At 33.3% G+C, this 18,666-nt stretch carries 8 protein-coding genes and 1 other RNA gene; 6 read left to right on the plus strand and 3 right to left on the minus strand.

Going from position 1 to position 18,666, the window contains the following annotated elements; all coding sequences use genetic code 11:
- The first annotated feature begins 87 nt into the window (after positions 1 to 87).
- Entirely contained in the window at positions 88 to 6,387 is a 6,300-nt protein-coding gene (locus NH26_RS01585; protein ID WP_052432200.1) for a DEAD/DEAH box helicase, read from the plus strand.
- A gap of 50 nt (positions 6,388 to 6,437) precedes the next feature.
- Entirely contained in the window at positions 6,438 to 8,528 is a 2,091-nt protein-coding gene (locus NH26_RS01590; protein ID WP_044226869.1) for a UvrD-helicase domain-containing protein, read from the plus strand.
- 490 nt (positions 8,529 to 9,018) lie between these two features.
- Here NH26_RS01590 and ssrA read toward each other — a convergent pair.
- Positions 9,019 to 9,424: a transfer-messenger RNA gene (gene ssrA / locus NH26_RS01595) on the minus strand.
- 1,583 nt (positions 9,425 to 11,007) lie between these two features.
- Between ssrA and NH26_RS01600 the strand changes: the two genes are divergently transcribed.
- The 3 genes from NH26_RS01600 to NH26_RS01610 all read left to right on the plus strand — a co-directional run bounded on the left by NH26_RS01600 (position 11,008) and on the right by NH26_RS01610 (position 16,736).
- Positions 11,008 to 14,103: a SusC/RagA family TonB-linked outer membrane protein gene (locus NH26_RS01600; RefSeq protein WP_044226866.1), complete on the plus strand. Its 3,096-nt coding sequence runs from the start codon at positions 11,008 to 11,010 to the stop codon at positions 14,101 to 14,103.
- 10 nt (positions 14,104 to 14,113) lie between these two features.
- Positions 14,114 to 15,979 carry a SusD/RagB family nutrient-binding outer membrane lipoprotein gene (locus NH26_RS01605; RefSeq protein WP_158021860.1) on the plus strand — a complete coding sequence of 622 codons (1,866 nt, stop codon included), beginning with the start codon at positions 14,114 to 14,116 and terminating at the stop codon, positions 15,977 to 15,979.
- Between the two features lie 223 nt (positions 15,980 to 16,202).
- Entirely contained in the window at positions 16,203 to 16,736 is a 534-nt protein-coding gene (locus NH26_RS01610; protein ID WP_139262794.1) for a hypothetical protein, read from the plus strand.
- 132 nt (positions 16,737 to 16,868) lie between these two features.
- Here the strand turns inward: NH26_RS01610 and NH26_RS01615 are convergent, their stop codons facing one another.
- Positions 16,869 to 17,405, minus strand: coding sequence for a dihydrofolate reductase family protein (locus NH26_RS01615; RefSeq protein ID WP_044226859.1), 537 nt, complete (start codon positions 17,403 to 17,405; stop codon positions 16,869 to 16,871).
- A 279-nt stretch (positions 17,406 to 17,684) separates the two neighbouring features.
- On the opposite strand from NH26_RS01615, the gene NH26_RS01620 reads away from it, so the two are divergent.
- Entirely contained in the window at positions 17,685 to 17,921 is a 237-nt protein-coding gene (locus NH26_RS01620; protein WP_044226855.1) for a hypothetical protein, read from the plus strand.
- Positions 17,922 to 18,019: 98 nt separating this feature from the next.
- Here the strand turns inward: NH26_RS01620 and NH26_RS01625 are convergent, their stop codons facing one another.
- Complete coding sequence (locus NH26_RS01625) at positions 18,020 to 18,658, minus strand: trimeric intracellular cation channel family protein (RefSeq protein ID WP_199880222.1); 639 nt, start codon at positions 18,656 to 18,658, stop codon at positions 18,020 to 18,022.
- Positions 18,659 to 18,666: the final 8 nt, after the last annotated feature.

An 18,666-nucleotide genomic window follows, 5' to 3' on the forward strand; every position in this document is an offset into this window, starting at 1 on the left:
TGAAATCAAGAACTATTGATAAGGTGAATTCACCTATTTTTTTATATATTCGTAACACTAAAAAAACATCAACTTAATCAAACTATCATGCTCGTCTTTCATCAAGCAGAAGAAGTTAAAACCTCCATTATAGAATACCTAAAAGCCACTTTTAATTTTTCTGATAGAAAATTGAGGGAGGCTTTTTTAAAATTAATAGAAGATAAAGAAGAAGGACTGATAAAAGGACCTTATATCTCTTTACGTTTACCCTACAGGAAAGAGTTTGATGCAGAAATACCTTTAGATATTAAGCCTAGTTTTCCTCCTTTTAAACATCAATATGAATCTTTTTGTCGATTAACAACAGAGGAGGATAATGTTCCAAAACCCACTGTTTTAACTACGGGTACAGGTTCTGGTAAAACAGAGTCCTTCTTATTTCCTTTATTAGATTACTGCTATAAGAGAAGAGATACTTTTGGCATAAAAGCGATTGTAATGTATCCAATGAATGCATTGGCGACAGATCAGGCACAACGTTTTGCAGAAGAGATATACAAGAACCCTTTAACAAAGGGTAAGATACGCGTAGGTTTATTTATAGGCACTGGAGGAAAGAAAGATAATCTTCCCAAGGAGATGAGTAATGTAAAAGTAATTGAGGATCGTAAGACAATTTTAACGAGTCCTCCAGATATATTACTGACCAACTTTAAAATGTTGGACTTTGCTTTGATGCGTGAAGATTTTGCTTCCATTTGGAAACCTAATTTTGAAACACCAGACTTACTTAGATTCATAGCTTTAGATGAATTACATACTTATGATGGAGCACAAGGGTCAGATGTAGCTAACTTAATCAGAAGATTAAAGTTAAAGTTGAATTTACCTCAGGGGCAATTATGTCCTGTTGGCACATCAGCAACAATTGGTTCTGGTGAAAATTCAAAGCAGTTATTGGCAGAATATGCTACCAAAATCTTTGGTGAAACTTTTTCAGAAGATAGTATTGTAGGTGAAGATAGATATAATGAGGAAGAATTTTTCGGTGATAAGGAATTAAAACAAGGTTTACCAACTGCAAGTTTAAAAGATACATTACTGGCTTCTGATGAAACGTATGACACTTATATCCTTAGGCAGAAACGACTTTGGGGTATAAAACCAAGAGTTAATCCTCAGAAGTTAGGACAAGAGCTTCTAAAGTTTCAGATAGTAAAAGATATTGCAGCAATATGTAATAAAGGTATAAGAACGGTAGATACATTGGTGACTGAATTAGATAGAAGGAATTTGGATTTTTCATCTCTACCTTTCTATGATAACTTTGCGAAATTTTCACCAAAAGAAGGAGTTGTTTTATCATTACTTGCTCTTATTGCAGAAGCAAAAGCAGATAAAGATTTCCGTTTCCCTTTACTTGCTATTCAAGGTCAATTATGGATTAGAGAATTATCAGGAATTGGTAGAATAGTAGATGGTAATTCAAAATTTATCTGGAGAGAAAATTTTAAAGAAGAAGATGAAGAAGGTCGGAAATTACATCCATCGGTATCATTCTTTTGTAGAGATTGTGGACATTCAGGGTGGTTGATGACAAAGCCTGATACTAAAGATGCTTTTAATGCAAGTCCATCAGTTGTAAACAATAAATTTTTTAGAAAAGATAAAGAAGTTTGGCTTGTAGGAACAGAACCATGTACAGAAGAGTATAATCCTACTGATACCAGAGGTTACTTTTTAAATGTGCATACCTTAAAACAAGAAAGGAAAAAAGCAGATGATAACATAGAAATCTATGCTTATCAGAAGCTAAATAATAAAGAAAAATTTGAAAATAGATGTCCTTGCTGTAATGCAAAAGATACCATTGCAACTATCGGAACAAGAGTAAGTACATTATCTTCTATATCTACAGCACAGATTTTATCATCTGATTTAGATAAAAATAAAGAAAGAGATCGTAAGATGCTTTCTTTTGCGAATGGAGTTCAAGATGCAGCTCACCTTGCAGGGTTTGTAGAGGCAAGAAACTTCCGATTTACATTCAGATCAGCCCTCCAAAAGGTAATCAATGATTTAGATGAACAAGGGGAAGAGATAAATATAAAATCTTTATCTGATTCCTTTAAAGAGTATTGGAAAAAGAATGCGGATGATAAAACACCTATTGAAGCTTATCTGTACAAGTTCTTTCCATCGGATAAAATAGGTGATTTTGCTGTTAGAGATTTTAAGCTGAAAGAAGAAAAGTTTGATTACTCTTTCATCAAAGAATATGATCAAAGGGTTGACTGGGAAATTTGTAGTGAGTTTGGGTATAATGCAACCATAGGTAGAACGTTAGAGAAGACACAATCATCAGCTACATACTTTGACATAGATAAGTTAATTACTGCTTTTCAAGTAATGAAGCCTTGGTTGATTGAAAATAGAATGGAGTTACTTGAACAGGAACACTTTTTATTATTCTCTCTTGGTATTCTTCATCGAATGCGTCAAAAAGGTGCAGTAGATCATTCGTTCTTACAAAAGTTTAGAACTACAAAAAGTGATACTTTTAATTTGAATTGGGCTAGGGATGATAGGCACTTTATGAATAAAAACTTCGGGCCAAGTAGTAGAATTCCAAAGCTGATTAGTCCATCTAAAAAGTTTGATGTTTATGATAGCCCAATAACAAAAGGAAGTACTGCCAATTGGTTTCATACTCATTTTAGAAAAAGTATTTCCTCTAGATATGCTGTCTTTACTGATAATGTAGATGCTATCAATGATTTCTATTTAAAGTTTTTCGAAGTATTGACAGAGATTGATCTTTTAGATGTTAAAGAAGCTGATGGGTCTATTTTAAATTATGCTATAAAGCCTTCAGAAATCAAAATCACAAATCAAGTTCAAAATTATGAATGTGATAAGTGTGGGCATGAAATAAAACTCGGAGAAGAAGAGGATGCAGTTTTTGATAATACATCCTGTTTGAAATATAGATGTACGGGTCATTATATAGCTCAAGATGAAGTTCAAGAAGGTTATTATCAGAAAGTATACAATAGAAAAAGATCACCTAGGATATATGCCGCTGAACATACTGGTTTATTAGAGCGATCTAAAAGGGAACAAGTTGAATATTCATTTAAACAGCGTCCGTTTTTTAACTCTATTAATACTTTAATAGCCACATCTACTCTTGAAATGGGTATTGATATTGGAGATCTGAATGTAACGATGAACAGTTCTGTTCCCCCTCTTCCAGCCAATTTCTTACAAAGAGTAGGTCGTGCAGGAAGAAAGACAGGTAGTGCACTCATCTTAAATTTTGCAGGTAGGAAAGCTCATGATAAATATTATTATGAAGAGCCTATGAGTATGATGGCAGGTGAAGTAGGTACACCTGGATGTTATCTTGAAGCAAAAGATATATTAAAACGACATTTTCTTGCCTACTGTATTGATACATGGGTTAATAAAAAGGGAGAGGAAGCAAGAATTCCTAGCAAGATGAGAGTTTTAAAACTCTATACTCTTGATGTAAAGAGTTCGATCTTTTTCGGCAGAAAACTAATTAATTTTATTGCGGAAAATGAAAATGACTTAATAAATACTTTTAGAAGTACTTACCAAAGTAACGTAAGTGGCGAAGAAATTATTTCAGCATTTAATTCTCTTGAAAAACATGTTATTGGTGGTGATAGTAGCTACCTCTCTAAGCAAATTGAATTACATTTTAATAATGTTAGAGAGGAGATTAATCAACTTAACAAAAAGAAAGATGATATAATCGACGATATTAAAAGTAGAAAGTTAGCCAAAACAGATTCCGAATATGAAGAACTTTCAAGGGAGATTTCTAATATCAGAAGGACTATAAAGGAAATTAATGAAAGGTCTGTTATCGAATACATGACCAATGTAGGGTTACTTCCCAATTACGCATTCCCAGAAACGGGTGTGAATCTTAATGCCAATATTACATTTAAACAAAAAAGTAATGAGGTAAAACCTTTACCTCCCGAAAATATTGAGTTGGTAAGACCTGCAAGTAGTGCCATAAAAGAACTTGCTCCAGGTAATGTATTCTATACTCAAGGTCATAAATTAAAAATCACTGGACTGAATGTTTTAAGTTGGAAAGAAGAGGCTGTAGATATGCGTTTCTGCTCGAAGTGTGACCATATAGAAGAAACATATAATGCAAAAAATGAGGCTTGTCCTAAGTGTGGAGATGAATCTTTTGCATCCGTAACAAATACTCATAAATTCCTAAGATTAGAACGTTCAAGGTCTATAAATTGGGAAAAAGATACTCGACTAGATGATTCTTCAGATGATAGAAGTAATGCATTATTTGCATTAACAACCCATTTTAAATTTAAAGAAGATAGTTCGAGAGGAGCTTTTGCATTAAAGAAAATTCCTTTTGGTATAGAGCTATTTGAAGATGTAGAGATTACAACAGTTAATTCGGGTTTACCTATGAATTTAAACGATAAAGGTAGATCTGTAAAAATAAATGAAAAAGAAATTCCAACTTGCGGCTTCATAACATGTAAAAAGTGTGGAAAATCAACTCCTACAACGAAGCATGATTCCAAGCCTGGCAATAAAGAAGCGATTGATTATCATTACGGTTGGTGTTCTGAGAAAAAGAAGCCTTATAAAGGAGAGGTAGATGAGTTATTTGAAGAGGTGTTTTTGTACAGAAGAATGAATACAGAAGCAATAAAAATAATGCTTCCAGTACAAGATTTTGAGACCCTTGAACAAATAGCACTTTTTAAATCAGGATTATTGAGAGGTATTCAAAACTATTATGGAGGAAATCCTTCCCATTTATTCTTACAAGATTATCAAGAATATGATCAGAAAGTTGGAAGGATGGGACAGTTTTTAGTTCTATTTGATACCATTCCCGGAGGAACAGGATATTTAGGAAAACTTTTCCAAACAAAAGTATTCTCTGAAGTTTTAAGAGAAGCTTATAAAGCAATTAAAACATGTAATTGCCAGAATAATGGAAAAGATGGTTGCTACCATTGCGTTTATACTTATAGTAATCAATATGAGCAAGATCAGCTTAGCAGAAAAAATGCAGAGACTTTATTTGGCCGATTAATGTCATCTATTAATGACTGGGATCAATTGAAGGATGGCTTATCCAAAATACAAGATTCAGGTCAAATTGAAGAATCTGAAATGGAAAAGCGTTTTATTTCATTATTGAAAGAATTTGCTTTATCTGATGAGAAGAAAAAAGAAGGGTGGGACTTTCATACAAAAAGAGATAGTGGCTTTAGATATGAGTTAACTGTTAAGGACAATAATAAAGAATTTACTTGGGCAATTGATCCACAAGTTAGTCTGAGTCATACTGATGGAGTTAAAGTATCAAGTAAGCCTGACTTCCAATTTAGATGTATTCAATACCTTGAAGATGGAGTCAACAAACAAGAGGAATTAATTAACTTTCCTAAAATCAATATTTTCACTGATGGCTATCAATATCATGCATCAGATTCTAATAATATTTTTCATAAGGATATTCAGAAAAGAGATGCAATTTTAAGATCAACTTCTAATTATTTTCAAGTATACTCCTTTACTTGGAAAGACCTTGACTTGTTTAAAGATAGTCTTACAGATGCTTTTTTCAATGAGCATCTTTCTTCATTAAATAAACTATCTAAGAAAGTAAAAGATCAGTTTACTTCACCCAATGGGCTAGTCACCAAAAAGAATTCAATTGAACGATTCTTATTTCATCTATCGAACCCTGAAAGAGAATTTATTAAAAAAGAAGTTACCAATGTATTTATGGGATTTACTCCGTTTGTCCAAAATCAGATTTTTACTGAAGCTGAAGTAACTGAATATCTTTTAGGAAAAGATAGGAATGAATTAAAGTCAGAATCTACTAGTCAACCTTTTCTAATTACAAATATAGATACAGGTATTGATGATGTAGAATTAAGGTTGTCAATAGGTTTACCTAAGAAGAATACAAAATCTTATATTGATATAGTTGATGATAAGGTAATTAATATAGGTAAAGAAAACTGGGAGCTGTTTTGGCAATATTACAATACATTCCAGCCAATGTATGATTGTTTAATTGAACGAATCGAAACGGTTAAAGAAGATATCTTGGATGAGTCAATTATTGAAGATTACTCAGAAGAGTATCATAAACTTATTAAGTTTTGCCTTAGTAATAACATAACAGTAATGGAAGAAGGGTATGAGTTTGAAGATGATAATGGAGCTGTTTTATGTGGTGCTGAAATAGTAATTACATCTCCAATAAAAATTGCTCTATTACCTTTTGAAGGAGATGAAGAAATAATGAGAAATCAAGGGTATACAATTACTGAAACTATTGAAGAAACTATCAATCTTCTAAATTAATTAAAGTATCATTAGTCCATGGTTTCAATCATGGAAAATATAAGAAGAACATGAAATTATTTTTATACGATAAATTTTGGGATTCATTTATAGAGTTACCCAAACAAGTTCAGAAAGCAACGAAGACATTTATTGAAAAATTTAGGACCAACCCAAAAGGAGAGTCTCTTCATTTCGAACATATTAAAAATTTAAAAGATAAAAATCTAAGATCTGTTAGAGTTGATCAAACGTATCGAGCTATTGTACATCAGCCCGATAGAGGTGATATCTTTCATTTACTATGGATAGATCATCATGATAAAGCATATCGTTGGGCTGCAAATAAGATGTTTCAATGGAATGAGCACACTAATGCTTATCAAGTATATGAAACGAATGAGGTTAGTGAGTCTTTACCTAAGAATACGAATGATAGTACTCTCAAAGTGGAAGATACTTCTAATTTTATGGAATCTTATTCACAAGAACAGTTATTGAAAATAGGAGTACCAGAAATATTGATTCCAAGTGTTCATCAAATTAATGACCTTGATGATTTGGAGAAAATGCAGTCTCACCTTCCTGAAGATGTATTTGAAAATATCTTTACATTATTTGATGGAGGAGATATTGAATTGCTAATTGAGCAAGTGCAAGAAGGAATGCAAACTGTAGATGTTGGTGAAGATGATCACTCTGCAAATAACCAACGTTTCTTTATGCAAATCACAGCGGAAGATAATTTAGATGAAATTCTGTCTGAAGATTTTAAGAAATGGAAAGTGTTTTTACACCCATCCCAACGTAAGCTAGTCACTTCTGATTATAAAGGCCCAATTAAAGTAACAGGAGGAGCAGGAACAGGTAAAACGGTAGCTGCTATGCATAGAGCAAAGTATTTATTGAATAAGTCTTCTCAGTCAAGAATTCTATTTACAACCTACACAAGAAGCTTAACAGCAAACTTAAAGAAAGATATTAAGACATTAGGGATACAACCTTCTCAACTTAGAATTGAAAATATTGATAGTGTTGCTTCTGATATAGCAAGAGGTGAAGGAATTATACCATCAGATGCAAAAATCATTTATAATAATAGTGATGATTATAAAAAATTGTGGGAGGAAGTATTGGAACAAAATTTATCAAAATATGATGCTGATTTTCTTGCTTCAGAGTATTTAGATGTGGTATTATGGAATAATGTACAGGACGATAAAACCTATTTTAGAACACCTAGAACAGGACGACAAAATCGCCTAAATAGAAAAGAGAGAAAAGATGTTTGGGAAGTCATTGCTGCCTATCAACAATATTCCACTAAAGAAGGTTATTTCTTAAAAGAAGAAGTGATGAATAAGTTAGCAAATCATTATTCTTCAACTGAAATAAAACCATTTGATCATGTATTAGCTGATGAAATACAAGATTTTTCAAATGCAGAACTTCGCTTTCTAAGGAGTATTGTGAAGGAGGAATGTAATGATTTATTCTTAGTAGGAGACCCTCTTCAAAATATATATGGGAAAGCACTAAATTTCTCTAAATGTGGAATAAATATTCGAGGTAATAGATCAAAAAGGTTAAAGGTAAATTACAGAACAACTGAAGAGATTCGAAGAATGGCTGTGAGCTGTATTAAGGGAGTTACTTTTGATAATTTTGAAGGCGAAGAAGAAAAGAAGAATGGTTATGTTTCTTTAATTAAAGGAACTAAACCAACTTATAAAGTATTTAAAACTCCAGAAGAAGAACATAAAGAAATTACTTCACAAATTATTGAGAGTATAAAAAATGGAGAATTAGATTATAAAGAAATTTGTATTTCTGCATACAAAAATGACGACCTAAAGGATTTAAGAAAAGCTCTTCATAAAGAAAGTATTCCTTATTTTGAGCTTGGTAATAATACCGGAGATAAAGAAGGTGTCAATATTTCTACCTTCCATAACATGAAAGGATTAGAGTTTAAAGCAGTTTTTATTACTAAAATTTCAAAAGGAACTTATCCTTATAAGCCTTATAGATTCAATGATTGGGACATTTCTAAGCAAAAGAAAATGATCGCAAATCAAAAATCTTTACTCTATGTAGCTATGACAAGAGCAATTGCATACTTGAATATTAGTGGCGTTGGTGAAAGAATTGAAGAATTATAAAATATGTTCAGCCTACAATGGTATTAAATATATTACGAGTGTTGTATTTTTGTACTATTTTAATAAATCTAAGTATGTTTATTGATTGTTTCCGTATGACATTCGTAAAACACCCGTAAAAACGCACTTTTTACTGGTTTTGCCTCCGTGTTGCTTCCGTTATGATTACGTTATTACATCCGTGAAACAAGCTTAAAACGCAGGTTCTACTTTCGTTTAAATTGTACTTTTCAAATGCAATCTCAATTGGTTATTTAAAGTGCTCAGTTCTAAATTTGAAGATAAATAGCTGAGATCGGATGCTTTTGAGTTTAATCTTGCTTACAAGAAAGATTCAACCGATAAGAATAAGATGAGTTGAAGTATACTTCAAAATACAATTGAAGTATGAAATTGGAAAGGTAGTGAAGCTGGTCAAATAAATGTTATCCCCAATGTTATCCCTCTTAAACAAAAAAAACCGCCCTTACATTACTGTAAACGCGGTTTTTAGTGGAGTCGGAGGGAGTCGAACCCTCGTCCAGAGAAGTACTCTGTCAAGCCTTCTACATGCTTAGTTTCACTTAAATTTTCGAAATATACCCCGCCGGAAACAACCAAGATATATCCTTATCTGCTTAAGCTTCATCATCAACCCACAGTAGATATCAGACTAGATCTATGATTTCGGCACCGTCAAATCTCTGCCCAAAGATCAAGGCGGAGGACGATGTAGCTCGGAAACGCCGTTAGGTCACTTCCATTTAAGCCCATGTGTCTACAACCCTAAGGGAGACTAGGCAGCCATAGCAAAAGAATTGCCAACTGAATTTTGGAACTATCTTTTAAGGCTCTCATCCCATGAGCCTGCATGCTTATACTTGCAAAATAACAACCTGTCAAAACCAGTCGACCCCGTATGGGTGACCATTCCTTCATTTATGAAGGGATTGCAAATATAGAAGAATTTTTTGTATTCAAAAAAAAAGAAGAAAATAATATTAAGATGCAGATGATAGGTAATAACTAATAAATAATATTGGGAGATCAGGTTTGTTTAAATAAGAGGAGATATTAATTAGGAGTGAGGAGTGAGGAGTGAGGAATTAGAAACTAGAAGTTTACACAGTTTGTGGTACACTCCCTTTCATCCCCAACTCCTAATTCCTATCTCCTAACTTCTAATTCCCATCTCAAGTTATTACTTATTAGTTACCATAAAAACTCTCCTTAGCCCCAAATCCAAACTCCTAATTCCTATCTCCTAACTTCTAATTTCCATCCTCAAGTTCTTACCTATTACTTATTAGTTACAATAAAAGCTCTCCTTAGCCCCAAGTTCCAACTCCTAATTCCTATCTCCTAACTTCTAATTCCCATCTCAAGTTCTTACTTATTACTTATTAGTTACGATAAAAACTCTCCTTAGTCCCCAAATCCCAACTCCTAATACCTATCTCCTAATTTCTAATTCCCACCCCCAAGTTCTTACCTATTACTTATTAGTTACGATAAAAACTCACCTTAGCCCCAAATCCAAACTCCTAATTCCTATCTCCTAACTTCTAATTTCCATCCCCAAGTTCTTACTTATTACTTATTAGTTACAATAAAAACTCTCCTTATCCCCCAATCCCCAACCCCTAATTCCTATCTCTTAACTTCTAATTCCCACTCTCAAGTTCTTACCTATTACTTATTAGTTACAATAAAAACTCTCCTTCGCTCCAAGTTCCAACTCCTAATTCCTATCTCCTAATTTCTAATTCCCACCCCCAAGTTTTTACCTATTACTTATTAGTTACCATAAAAACTCTCCTTAGCCCCCAAGTTCCAACTCCTAATTCCTATCTCCTAATTTCTAATTCCCATCTTCAAGTTCTTACCTATTACTTATTAGTTACCATAAAAACTCTCCTTAGCCCCAAGTTCCAACTCCTAATTCCTAATTCCTATCTCCTAACTTCTAATTCCCCCTCCCAAGTTCTTACCTATTACTTATTAGTTACAATAAAAAATTTCCCCAATTAAAATTCTAAACTTCTCGCTTCTTTTTCTTTGCTTTTTATCGAATCCCTGCCTGTTTATGCTTGTTTATTAAAAAACACTGCATGATTTAACGTGTTTTATGTTATATAACAATAAATACTATTAAAAAATACAATTTGATTGCGCGTGTTTGTGCGTGTTGTTACGTTTGTGATGTACTAAAAACACTTATTAATAAGAGAGGCATATTAAACCAACTAAAAACAATTTTTATATGAGAAAACCATAACTATTTAAATGAGAGTGCTCACAGAAATTTATTGCTATAAATTGAGCACTATAATATAAACTAATCTTAGAGATCTAACTTTTATCATTACTGAAAATCATCACTACATTAACTCAGAGCTTTTTTAGAAATTGCTCTTTTCAGTAATCAAAATTAGACCAATAAAAAGGAAATGAGGCCACAAGCCGATTATTGAACATTACTATACTAATCAAACCAATCATGAATAGAATTTTCTTGATGCTGACAAGTTTTATCTTGTTTTCAGCAGGGGCTACCTATGCTCAAGAAAGAACAATCACAGGTACTGTAACAGATGCCAGTGATAAATCTGGACTTCCGGGTGTAAACATTTTAATTAAAGGAACATCACAAGGGGCGGTAACCGACCTTGATGGTAACTTTGCAGTACAAGTAGAAGAAGGCCAAAATACTTTGGTATTTTCTTTTATCGGTTATCAAACTACAGAGTTTAACATTGCAAATTCATCTAATGTAAAAGTAGCATTAGAGCCAGATGCTGAAGAATTAGAAGAGGTTGTTGTTACAGCCTTAGGTATTAAAAGAGAAGAAAGATCTCTTGGTTATGCCGTTTCTGAAGTAAAATCAGATGATCTTGGCGAAAACTCATCTGCCAATTTAATGAACTCATTAAACGGTAAAGTAGCAGGTGTACAAATTACTCCAGTTTCAGGACCTGCATCTTCATCTAACGTGACCATTCGTGGTAATGCAGTGCTTTCTGGTTCTAACCAACCACTATATGTAGTGGATGGAGTGCCAATGAGTAATTCAAATTTCGATAATGCCAGTGACCACGATAATGGTGGTATTGATACTGGTGATGGTCTTTCTTCTATTAACCCTGACGATATCGAATCGATGTCAGTATTGAAAGGACCTGCAGCAACAGCATTGTATGGTACTAGAGCCATTAACGGTGTGATTTTGATAACAACAAAATCAGGTGAAAAAAGAAAAGGTTTAGGTATTGATTTCTCTACAGGAGTTAACTTCGATGTAGTAGGAATTACGCCAACCATGCAAAATCAATATGCACACGGTACTCAAGGAGCCTTCCCTACAGATCCAAAATCATCTGAAGGTAACAGAATGTGGGGTCCGAGATTAACGCCAGGTATGACTACTGATAAATATTATGATGGCGTTGAAAGAACAGTTCAACACTATGATATTTATGATCAGTTTTACAAAAACGGTGTAACATTCAATAATAGTATTGCATTAACGGGCGGTAATGAAACTTCTAATGTTCGTTTCTCATATTCAAATATGAGTAACAGTGGTAACGTAGAAAATTCAACTTTTGATAGACATACATTTAACTTAAGAGGATCTACTAAAATGATCAACGATAAGTTGACATTAGATTCAAGAGTAACTTATACGCATCAGGAAGCCAACAACAGGATGTCTATGGGTAACTCAGTATACAACTACCAAAATGCATTGATGGGTATTCCAAATACTGTCAGCATGGATTGGATGAAAAATTACAAAGATGCAAACGGTCGTCCTGTTGGTCATAACCAAATTAATTCTAACCCATACTGGACAATGAATGAGGTGATGAACAAAGATAGACAAGATCGTATGTTAGGTATGTTAAGTTTGAATTATGAATTTAATGAAAACTTAAACTTAGTTGCTCGTGGTGGTACAGACGTTATCTCATTTAGACAAAACGTTTTAGATCCATTGTATACTCCATTGTATGAGCAAGGTAGAGCTTTCGAAAGAACGAACTTGAACACAGAAAACAACTTCGATTTCTTATTACAATATAGCAAGAAGTTTGGAAACTTTGATTTTAACGCAACAGGTGGTGGTTCATACATGTACCAATTGATGGATGCTACTGATGTAGGTTCTGTAAACTTCGTTTCTGAAGATCAACAACACCCAGGTGCTGGTTCTGAAAGATTTGTAGATTTCCAAAGATATGAAAGAGGTATCGCTTCAGTTTATGCAACTGCATCAATTGGTTATAAAGGCTACTTATTCTTTGATGTATCAGGTAGAAATGACTGGTCTTCTACATTACCTATTAATAATAACTCTTATTTCTATCCATCAGTATCTACTTCGTGGGTATTCTCAGATATGGATTGGAATACTCCTGATTGGTTATCATTTGGTAAGTTAAGAGCATCATGGGCACAAGTAGGTTCTGATACAGATCCATATAGCTTGTTCTTACAATATAATGTAAATGGTATGCAAGGTGGCGGAATGAATAGCGGATATTATTCAATGGGTGGCATTGAAGGTCAAATCATCCCTAACCAAAACTTAAAACCATCTATGTCTAATTCTTATGAATTTGGTTTAGACTTAAGATTATTTGATAACAAATTAGGTATTGATATCGCTTACTACAATCAAGTAGCTACCGATCAAATTCTTCCAGTAGATGTTTCTAATGCATCAGGTTATAATCAAGCTTTGATTAATGCAGGTGAAATTCAAAACAAGGGTGTTGAATTAATGATCAACTATTCTCCTGTACAGACAGATAATTTCCGTTGGGATATGATGGTTACAGCGGCATACAACGAAAACCAAGTAGTTTCTTTAACAGATGGAGTAGAGTCATACTTACTGATGCCAACTTCTGGATCAGTATCAGTACAAGCTATCCCAGGTCAAGCGTATGGTGTAATCATGGGTAAGACATACGAAAGAAACGATGCTGGACAAGTAGTTGTTGACGAAAATGGTCTTCCATTAGTATCTGATGAAGTATCAGAAATTGGTAATTCTATTCAACCTTGGATGGCAGGATGGAGAAACACATTCTCATATAAGAGCTTCTCATTATCAGTATTGATTGATGGTAAGTTTGGAGGTCAGATTTACTCACAAACAAATGCTTCTATGTATGCAAATGGTAAGCATGTGGATACAATTGAAGGAAGACACGAATTTTATTCAGGACAAGGATGGAACCCAGGAAACTTAGTTACTGAAAGTGGTGAGGCATTTACTGGATCTGTTGATCCGGAATTATATTACCGTCAGATGGCACTAATTGATGAGCAATTTATTTATAATGCTTCATTCATTAAGCTAAGAGAAGTTTCTATTTCTTATCGTATTCCTTCACAAAAGTTAGAGAGAACTCCATTTAGAAACTTATCGGTTACTGCCTACGGAAATAACTTAGGTTACTTATGGAGAAATACACCAAATATCGACCCTGAAGCATCATTTACTTCTGGTAACGGTCAAGGTATTGAAATGTTCAACATGCCATTACCAAGAACATTCGGTTTTAAATTAAATGCTAACTTCTAATCTAGATCCAATGAAAAAAATTATTATAAATATATTCGTATTGGCTTTAGTAGCCCTTACTTCTTGTACAGATCGTTTTCAAGAAATGAACGATAATGACTATACAAGTGGTGATATGGACCCTAAGTATCAATTCACTTTTATTCAAGCAAAAATCTTCTCTAACGGTCACGAAGGATATAGAGGTAACTTGATTATGGCAGGACCAATGTCAGGTTTAACTTCAAATCCTCAGTATACTCAAGGACAGGGTTTTAATAGAAGTGATTCATTTACAGAAGCTTCATGGACTTTATTATTCGGTGATATCACTAAAAACATCGAAGATATTAGAGTTCGTTTACAAGCAAAAATGGATAATGAGGGAGAAGAAAATACAGGTAAGCTAGCTCAGGTGGCTATCGTTAAAGTGATTAACTTCTTAAGAATTACAGCACTTTATGGAGATATCCCTTACTCAGAAGCAGGAAAAGGTTATTCAGAAGGGATTTTATATCCTAAATATGATACTCAAGAAGAGATTTTTGAGCAAATGATTGCTGAACTTTTAGAAGCTAGAACCAATTTAGCAGCGGGTAATTTATTCTCAGAGGATTACTATTACGGTGGTAATGCAGATAGCTGGGAGAGGTTGTGTAATTCATTATTGATGAAAATTGGTATTTACATGTCAGCAGGTAATGAATCTAGAGGTCAAGAGGTTTTTGCCGAAGCATATGGTACAGGTAAATATATCTCTGCTCTTTCAGAGTCTGCGATTCTAGAACACAATGAAAGTGATGGCCCTTGGGGACAAACAACAAATGGTTCTGGTGTAGCCAATGAAGGTAGAGTAGGTGGACAATCTTATCAGTTCTTCTCAGATAAGGCGTTGGTATCAATGCAGAAACTTCAAGATCCACGTATCTTCTGGGTAGCTTCACATATCGACAATTCAGGTTCTTCTACAGCAGCATTTGCCAATACATCAGAATATTCTAATTTTGATCCATTTGCTTACAATGATCAAGATGGTGATGAGTTTAAATATGTTCATTACAGAGGAGCAAAAGAAGGAGACCGTCCTGATGGTAACCGTGGTATTTATATGGTTGGTGATAATGTTGGATACTCAGCTTACACTATTACTGAAGTTGATGAATTCGGTAATTCTTATAATAACTTAGGTTATAAATTTAGCGAAGGTGGTCAATATGGTCAATTAGTTGCAGTTAGTCCTGCTACTATATTAAATGCCACATCACCTACTATTGTTTTCGGTTCTGATGAAGCACACTTTATGATTGCTGAAGCGGCACAAAGAGGTTGGGTAAGTGCAGATAAAATGACACATTTTAAAACTGGTGTTGAACAAGCAATTAAAAAGTATCCTACGTTCTTTGGAGGAGGAGATTACGTAACAAGGTTTATCGACTTGTACAAAGATCAATCTAACCCATCATATAACTGGGAAGATGAGGTGCAAAATTATGTAAGCACTGTAGCAAGTAACTTAGGATCAAATGGCGATCCTTTAGAGGCAATTGTTTATCAGCACTGGTTATCTCAAATTGGTAATGGTTACAACTCATTTGCGATCTGGAATAGAACACACTATCCATCTTTTGTGAAGCAAAATATTTCTGGAGAGGATAGATCTATTTCATTACCGGTAATGAATGTGGATCCGTTAAAAGATCAAACTGCTTCTAAGGTAGGTACACAAAATATAGAATTGCATACTGGTGGTATCACAAATGGTAATAGACCTGCTAGATTCCCTTATCCAAATAGAGAATTTACAGTGAATCCAACAAATGCAAATGATGCCGTTAGAAATCAAAATGATAATCCATCATCAGATTTCATCTCAGCAAAACAATTTATGAGCTTTTAATCGATGGTTTGATAAAAGTAATTTGATATAATCAGAGTAGTTCAAAGAATGTTATTCTAAGAATTCAGGTTATGGTCAAGCATTCAAAGGGTACCTTTTTAAGGTGCCCTTTTTGTTTATATCAAGAATAGTATATAATCCTTGAAAGAATCTTAGTGTAATTAAAAAAAATGGGAACAAAATGACCACTAAGGGTAGTTATCGTGTAAACCAATTATTACCAATGAGATATTTCCTGTTAATACCTATTTTATTATTTAGTTGCGAGGAGTATAAAGAAATAAACTCATTTTCATCGCAACATACTAACATCATCAGTGCCTCTGATTGGGATGTAGATTCCCTTTCATTGCACACAAATTACTCACTAGAACCTGGTAGTTACTCCACACAACTTGAATACGGTCCCGGTAAAGTTGATGTCAACTTTTACATTGAAGCAAGTAGTATTGGTGAGATAAAATGGCACAATACAAAACCTGTAGATAAGACGTTGGTTAAAAAGTATTTTGAAGGAAACGAAGATATTTTTTTTCTGACCAATACTACTGTTGGAGAATGGAAGTATAAGGAATACGAAGAAGTGTCTACAGTGGAAACTTTTACCCCAGGTTTTTTGATTGTGGGTGAACATCGTATAAAAACAAAAATATATGAAGACGACCCAACAAGGATTTATTGTACCTATGAGAATAGGACTAACCTTGGAGAAAGAACATATCGTTTTCAAATACAATTTTATTTAACACCTCATTAAATGCTGAAAACTTACTACTTACTTGATAAGTAGGACACCTCAAAAGAAGTGAGTTAATGTAAAATTAATTGATGTAGAATCTTATTTTTCTAAAGTATGCTTTCTTTAACTTTTAGCATGATTAATAATAATTTAAACCTCAAGTTTTTTGTACCTCATTTCTACCATTCCAGAGGCATATTGTTTGCTGGATATCAATTTGAATTTGGAGATTTTTCCAAAAGGAGAGAAGAGAGGGACGCCATTACCCAATACTACTGGAGCGATGAATAGTCTCATTTCATCAATTAACCCATTGTCTTGTAGTAAGGAGTTGATCTTGCCACCACCAATTAACCATATATCTTTATCCGATGGAAAATTCTTTAAAGAACGCACCGTACCCATAACATCTTCAGAGATAAAATCAATGTGATCTTCTTTTAACTTATCTCGATTTTTAGTGATCACATAATTTATTTTTCCTTTATAGGGAAAATCTACACCCATATTTTTGATATGCTGATAGGTGGTGTTGCCCATAATTGTGGTGTCGATACTTTTGTAGAATTCATCATAACCATAGTTTTCATCATTATGGGTGAATTCATCCAACCATTGGACCCCTCCTTTGGCATCAGCAATTTTGCCATCAATACTCATGGCGATATAGGTAATTATTTTTCTCATTTGATTTATTTTGGTTCTATGTTGAGTAAAAGAAACATTAACAATTTAATCATTTAAAGATAGAAATTAAAAATCGAATATTTTTGAACTTTTTCTCTTTTCTATAGTTAATAAAATATTGAATTAAACTACTAGGAAGCTTGTTTTAGTAGTTTTAAACTATAATTATATCAAGAATGTAATTAATAGTAGAAAATACACTAATTATTAAACATTACTGATCAACTTACGTATAAAATTTATATATTATTCTGAGAACTATTAAAAAAACACATATATATGAAGCCATTAAAATTCGGATCAATACAATTAATGCCCATTGCTCAAATAGGAGTAGTTTTAACTTTTGTGTTATTAGGTTTAGCCGCTTTTGCTAAGTATTATGTTCTATCATTAGGAATAGAAATACCACAACGTTATTACATATATGTACCTATATTAATTTTTAGTGGAGTTTGGCCTTTAATGATTAATAGAGGTATACAACCTAATCCCGAATTTGAGACGGAAAATTAGAAATATTAATATTCAAGATATACAAAGTGCTTCATCAATAATTAGGTGAAGCACTTTTTTTTATTTCTTATTTTGATGAGTTAAAGTTAGTAATATAGTTACCATTCCTCTTCATCCACTGTTTCATCATTTTTATAAATTGATGGAAGCATTATTTCTTTGTATACAACAAAAATTCGGAGTAAAATGATGGTCAAAATCGGTATGATTTCAGTCAGTAGTCTACTAAATCCAAAGTGATATAAAACGATATAAATACTTGCTCCCACACTACTTATTGTAGCATATATTTCTTTTTGAAATATTATTGGTATTTCATTTACTAAAATATCTCTAGAAACACCTCCAAATGCACCTGTAATGACTCCTAATATTATACAAATGATGTAAGGGAAATCAAACGTTAATCCTATTTGAACACCTGCCACTGAAAATAGCGCTAAACCTATGGTGTCAAATAACAATAGTGATGTTCTGAACCGGTCCAATTTGTCTTGGAAGATCATTGCACAAACAGCCCCAGCTAATATAAAATAGATATAACTAGGATCCTCCATCCAAAAAATATTCCTTCCTTCTATTAATACATCTCTTAATGTTCCTCCACCAACAGCAGTAACAAAGGCAACAATCAGTATACCAAAGGGATCTAGTTTTTTATTCATGGCCACTAGGGCACCAGAGATTGCAAAAGCAAAAGAACCTACCACGCCGATGTAGTAAATAATTTCGTTCAATGAAGTAG

It is taken from the genome of Flammeovirga pacifica, assembly GCF_000807855.2.
Classification (GTDB): Bacteria; Bacteroidota; Bacteroidia; order Cytophagales; family Flammeovirgaceae; genus Flammeovirga; species Flammeovirga pacifica.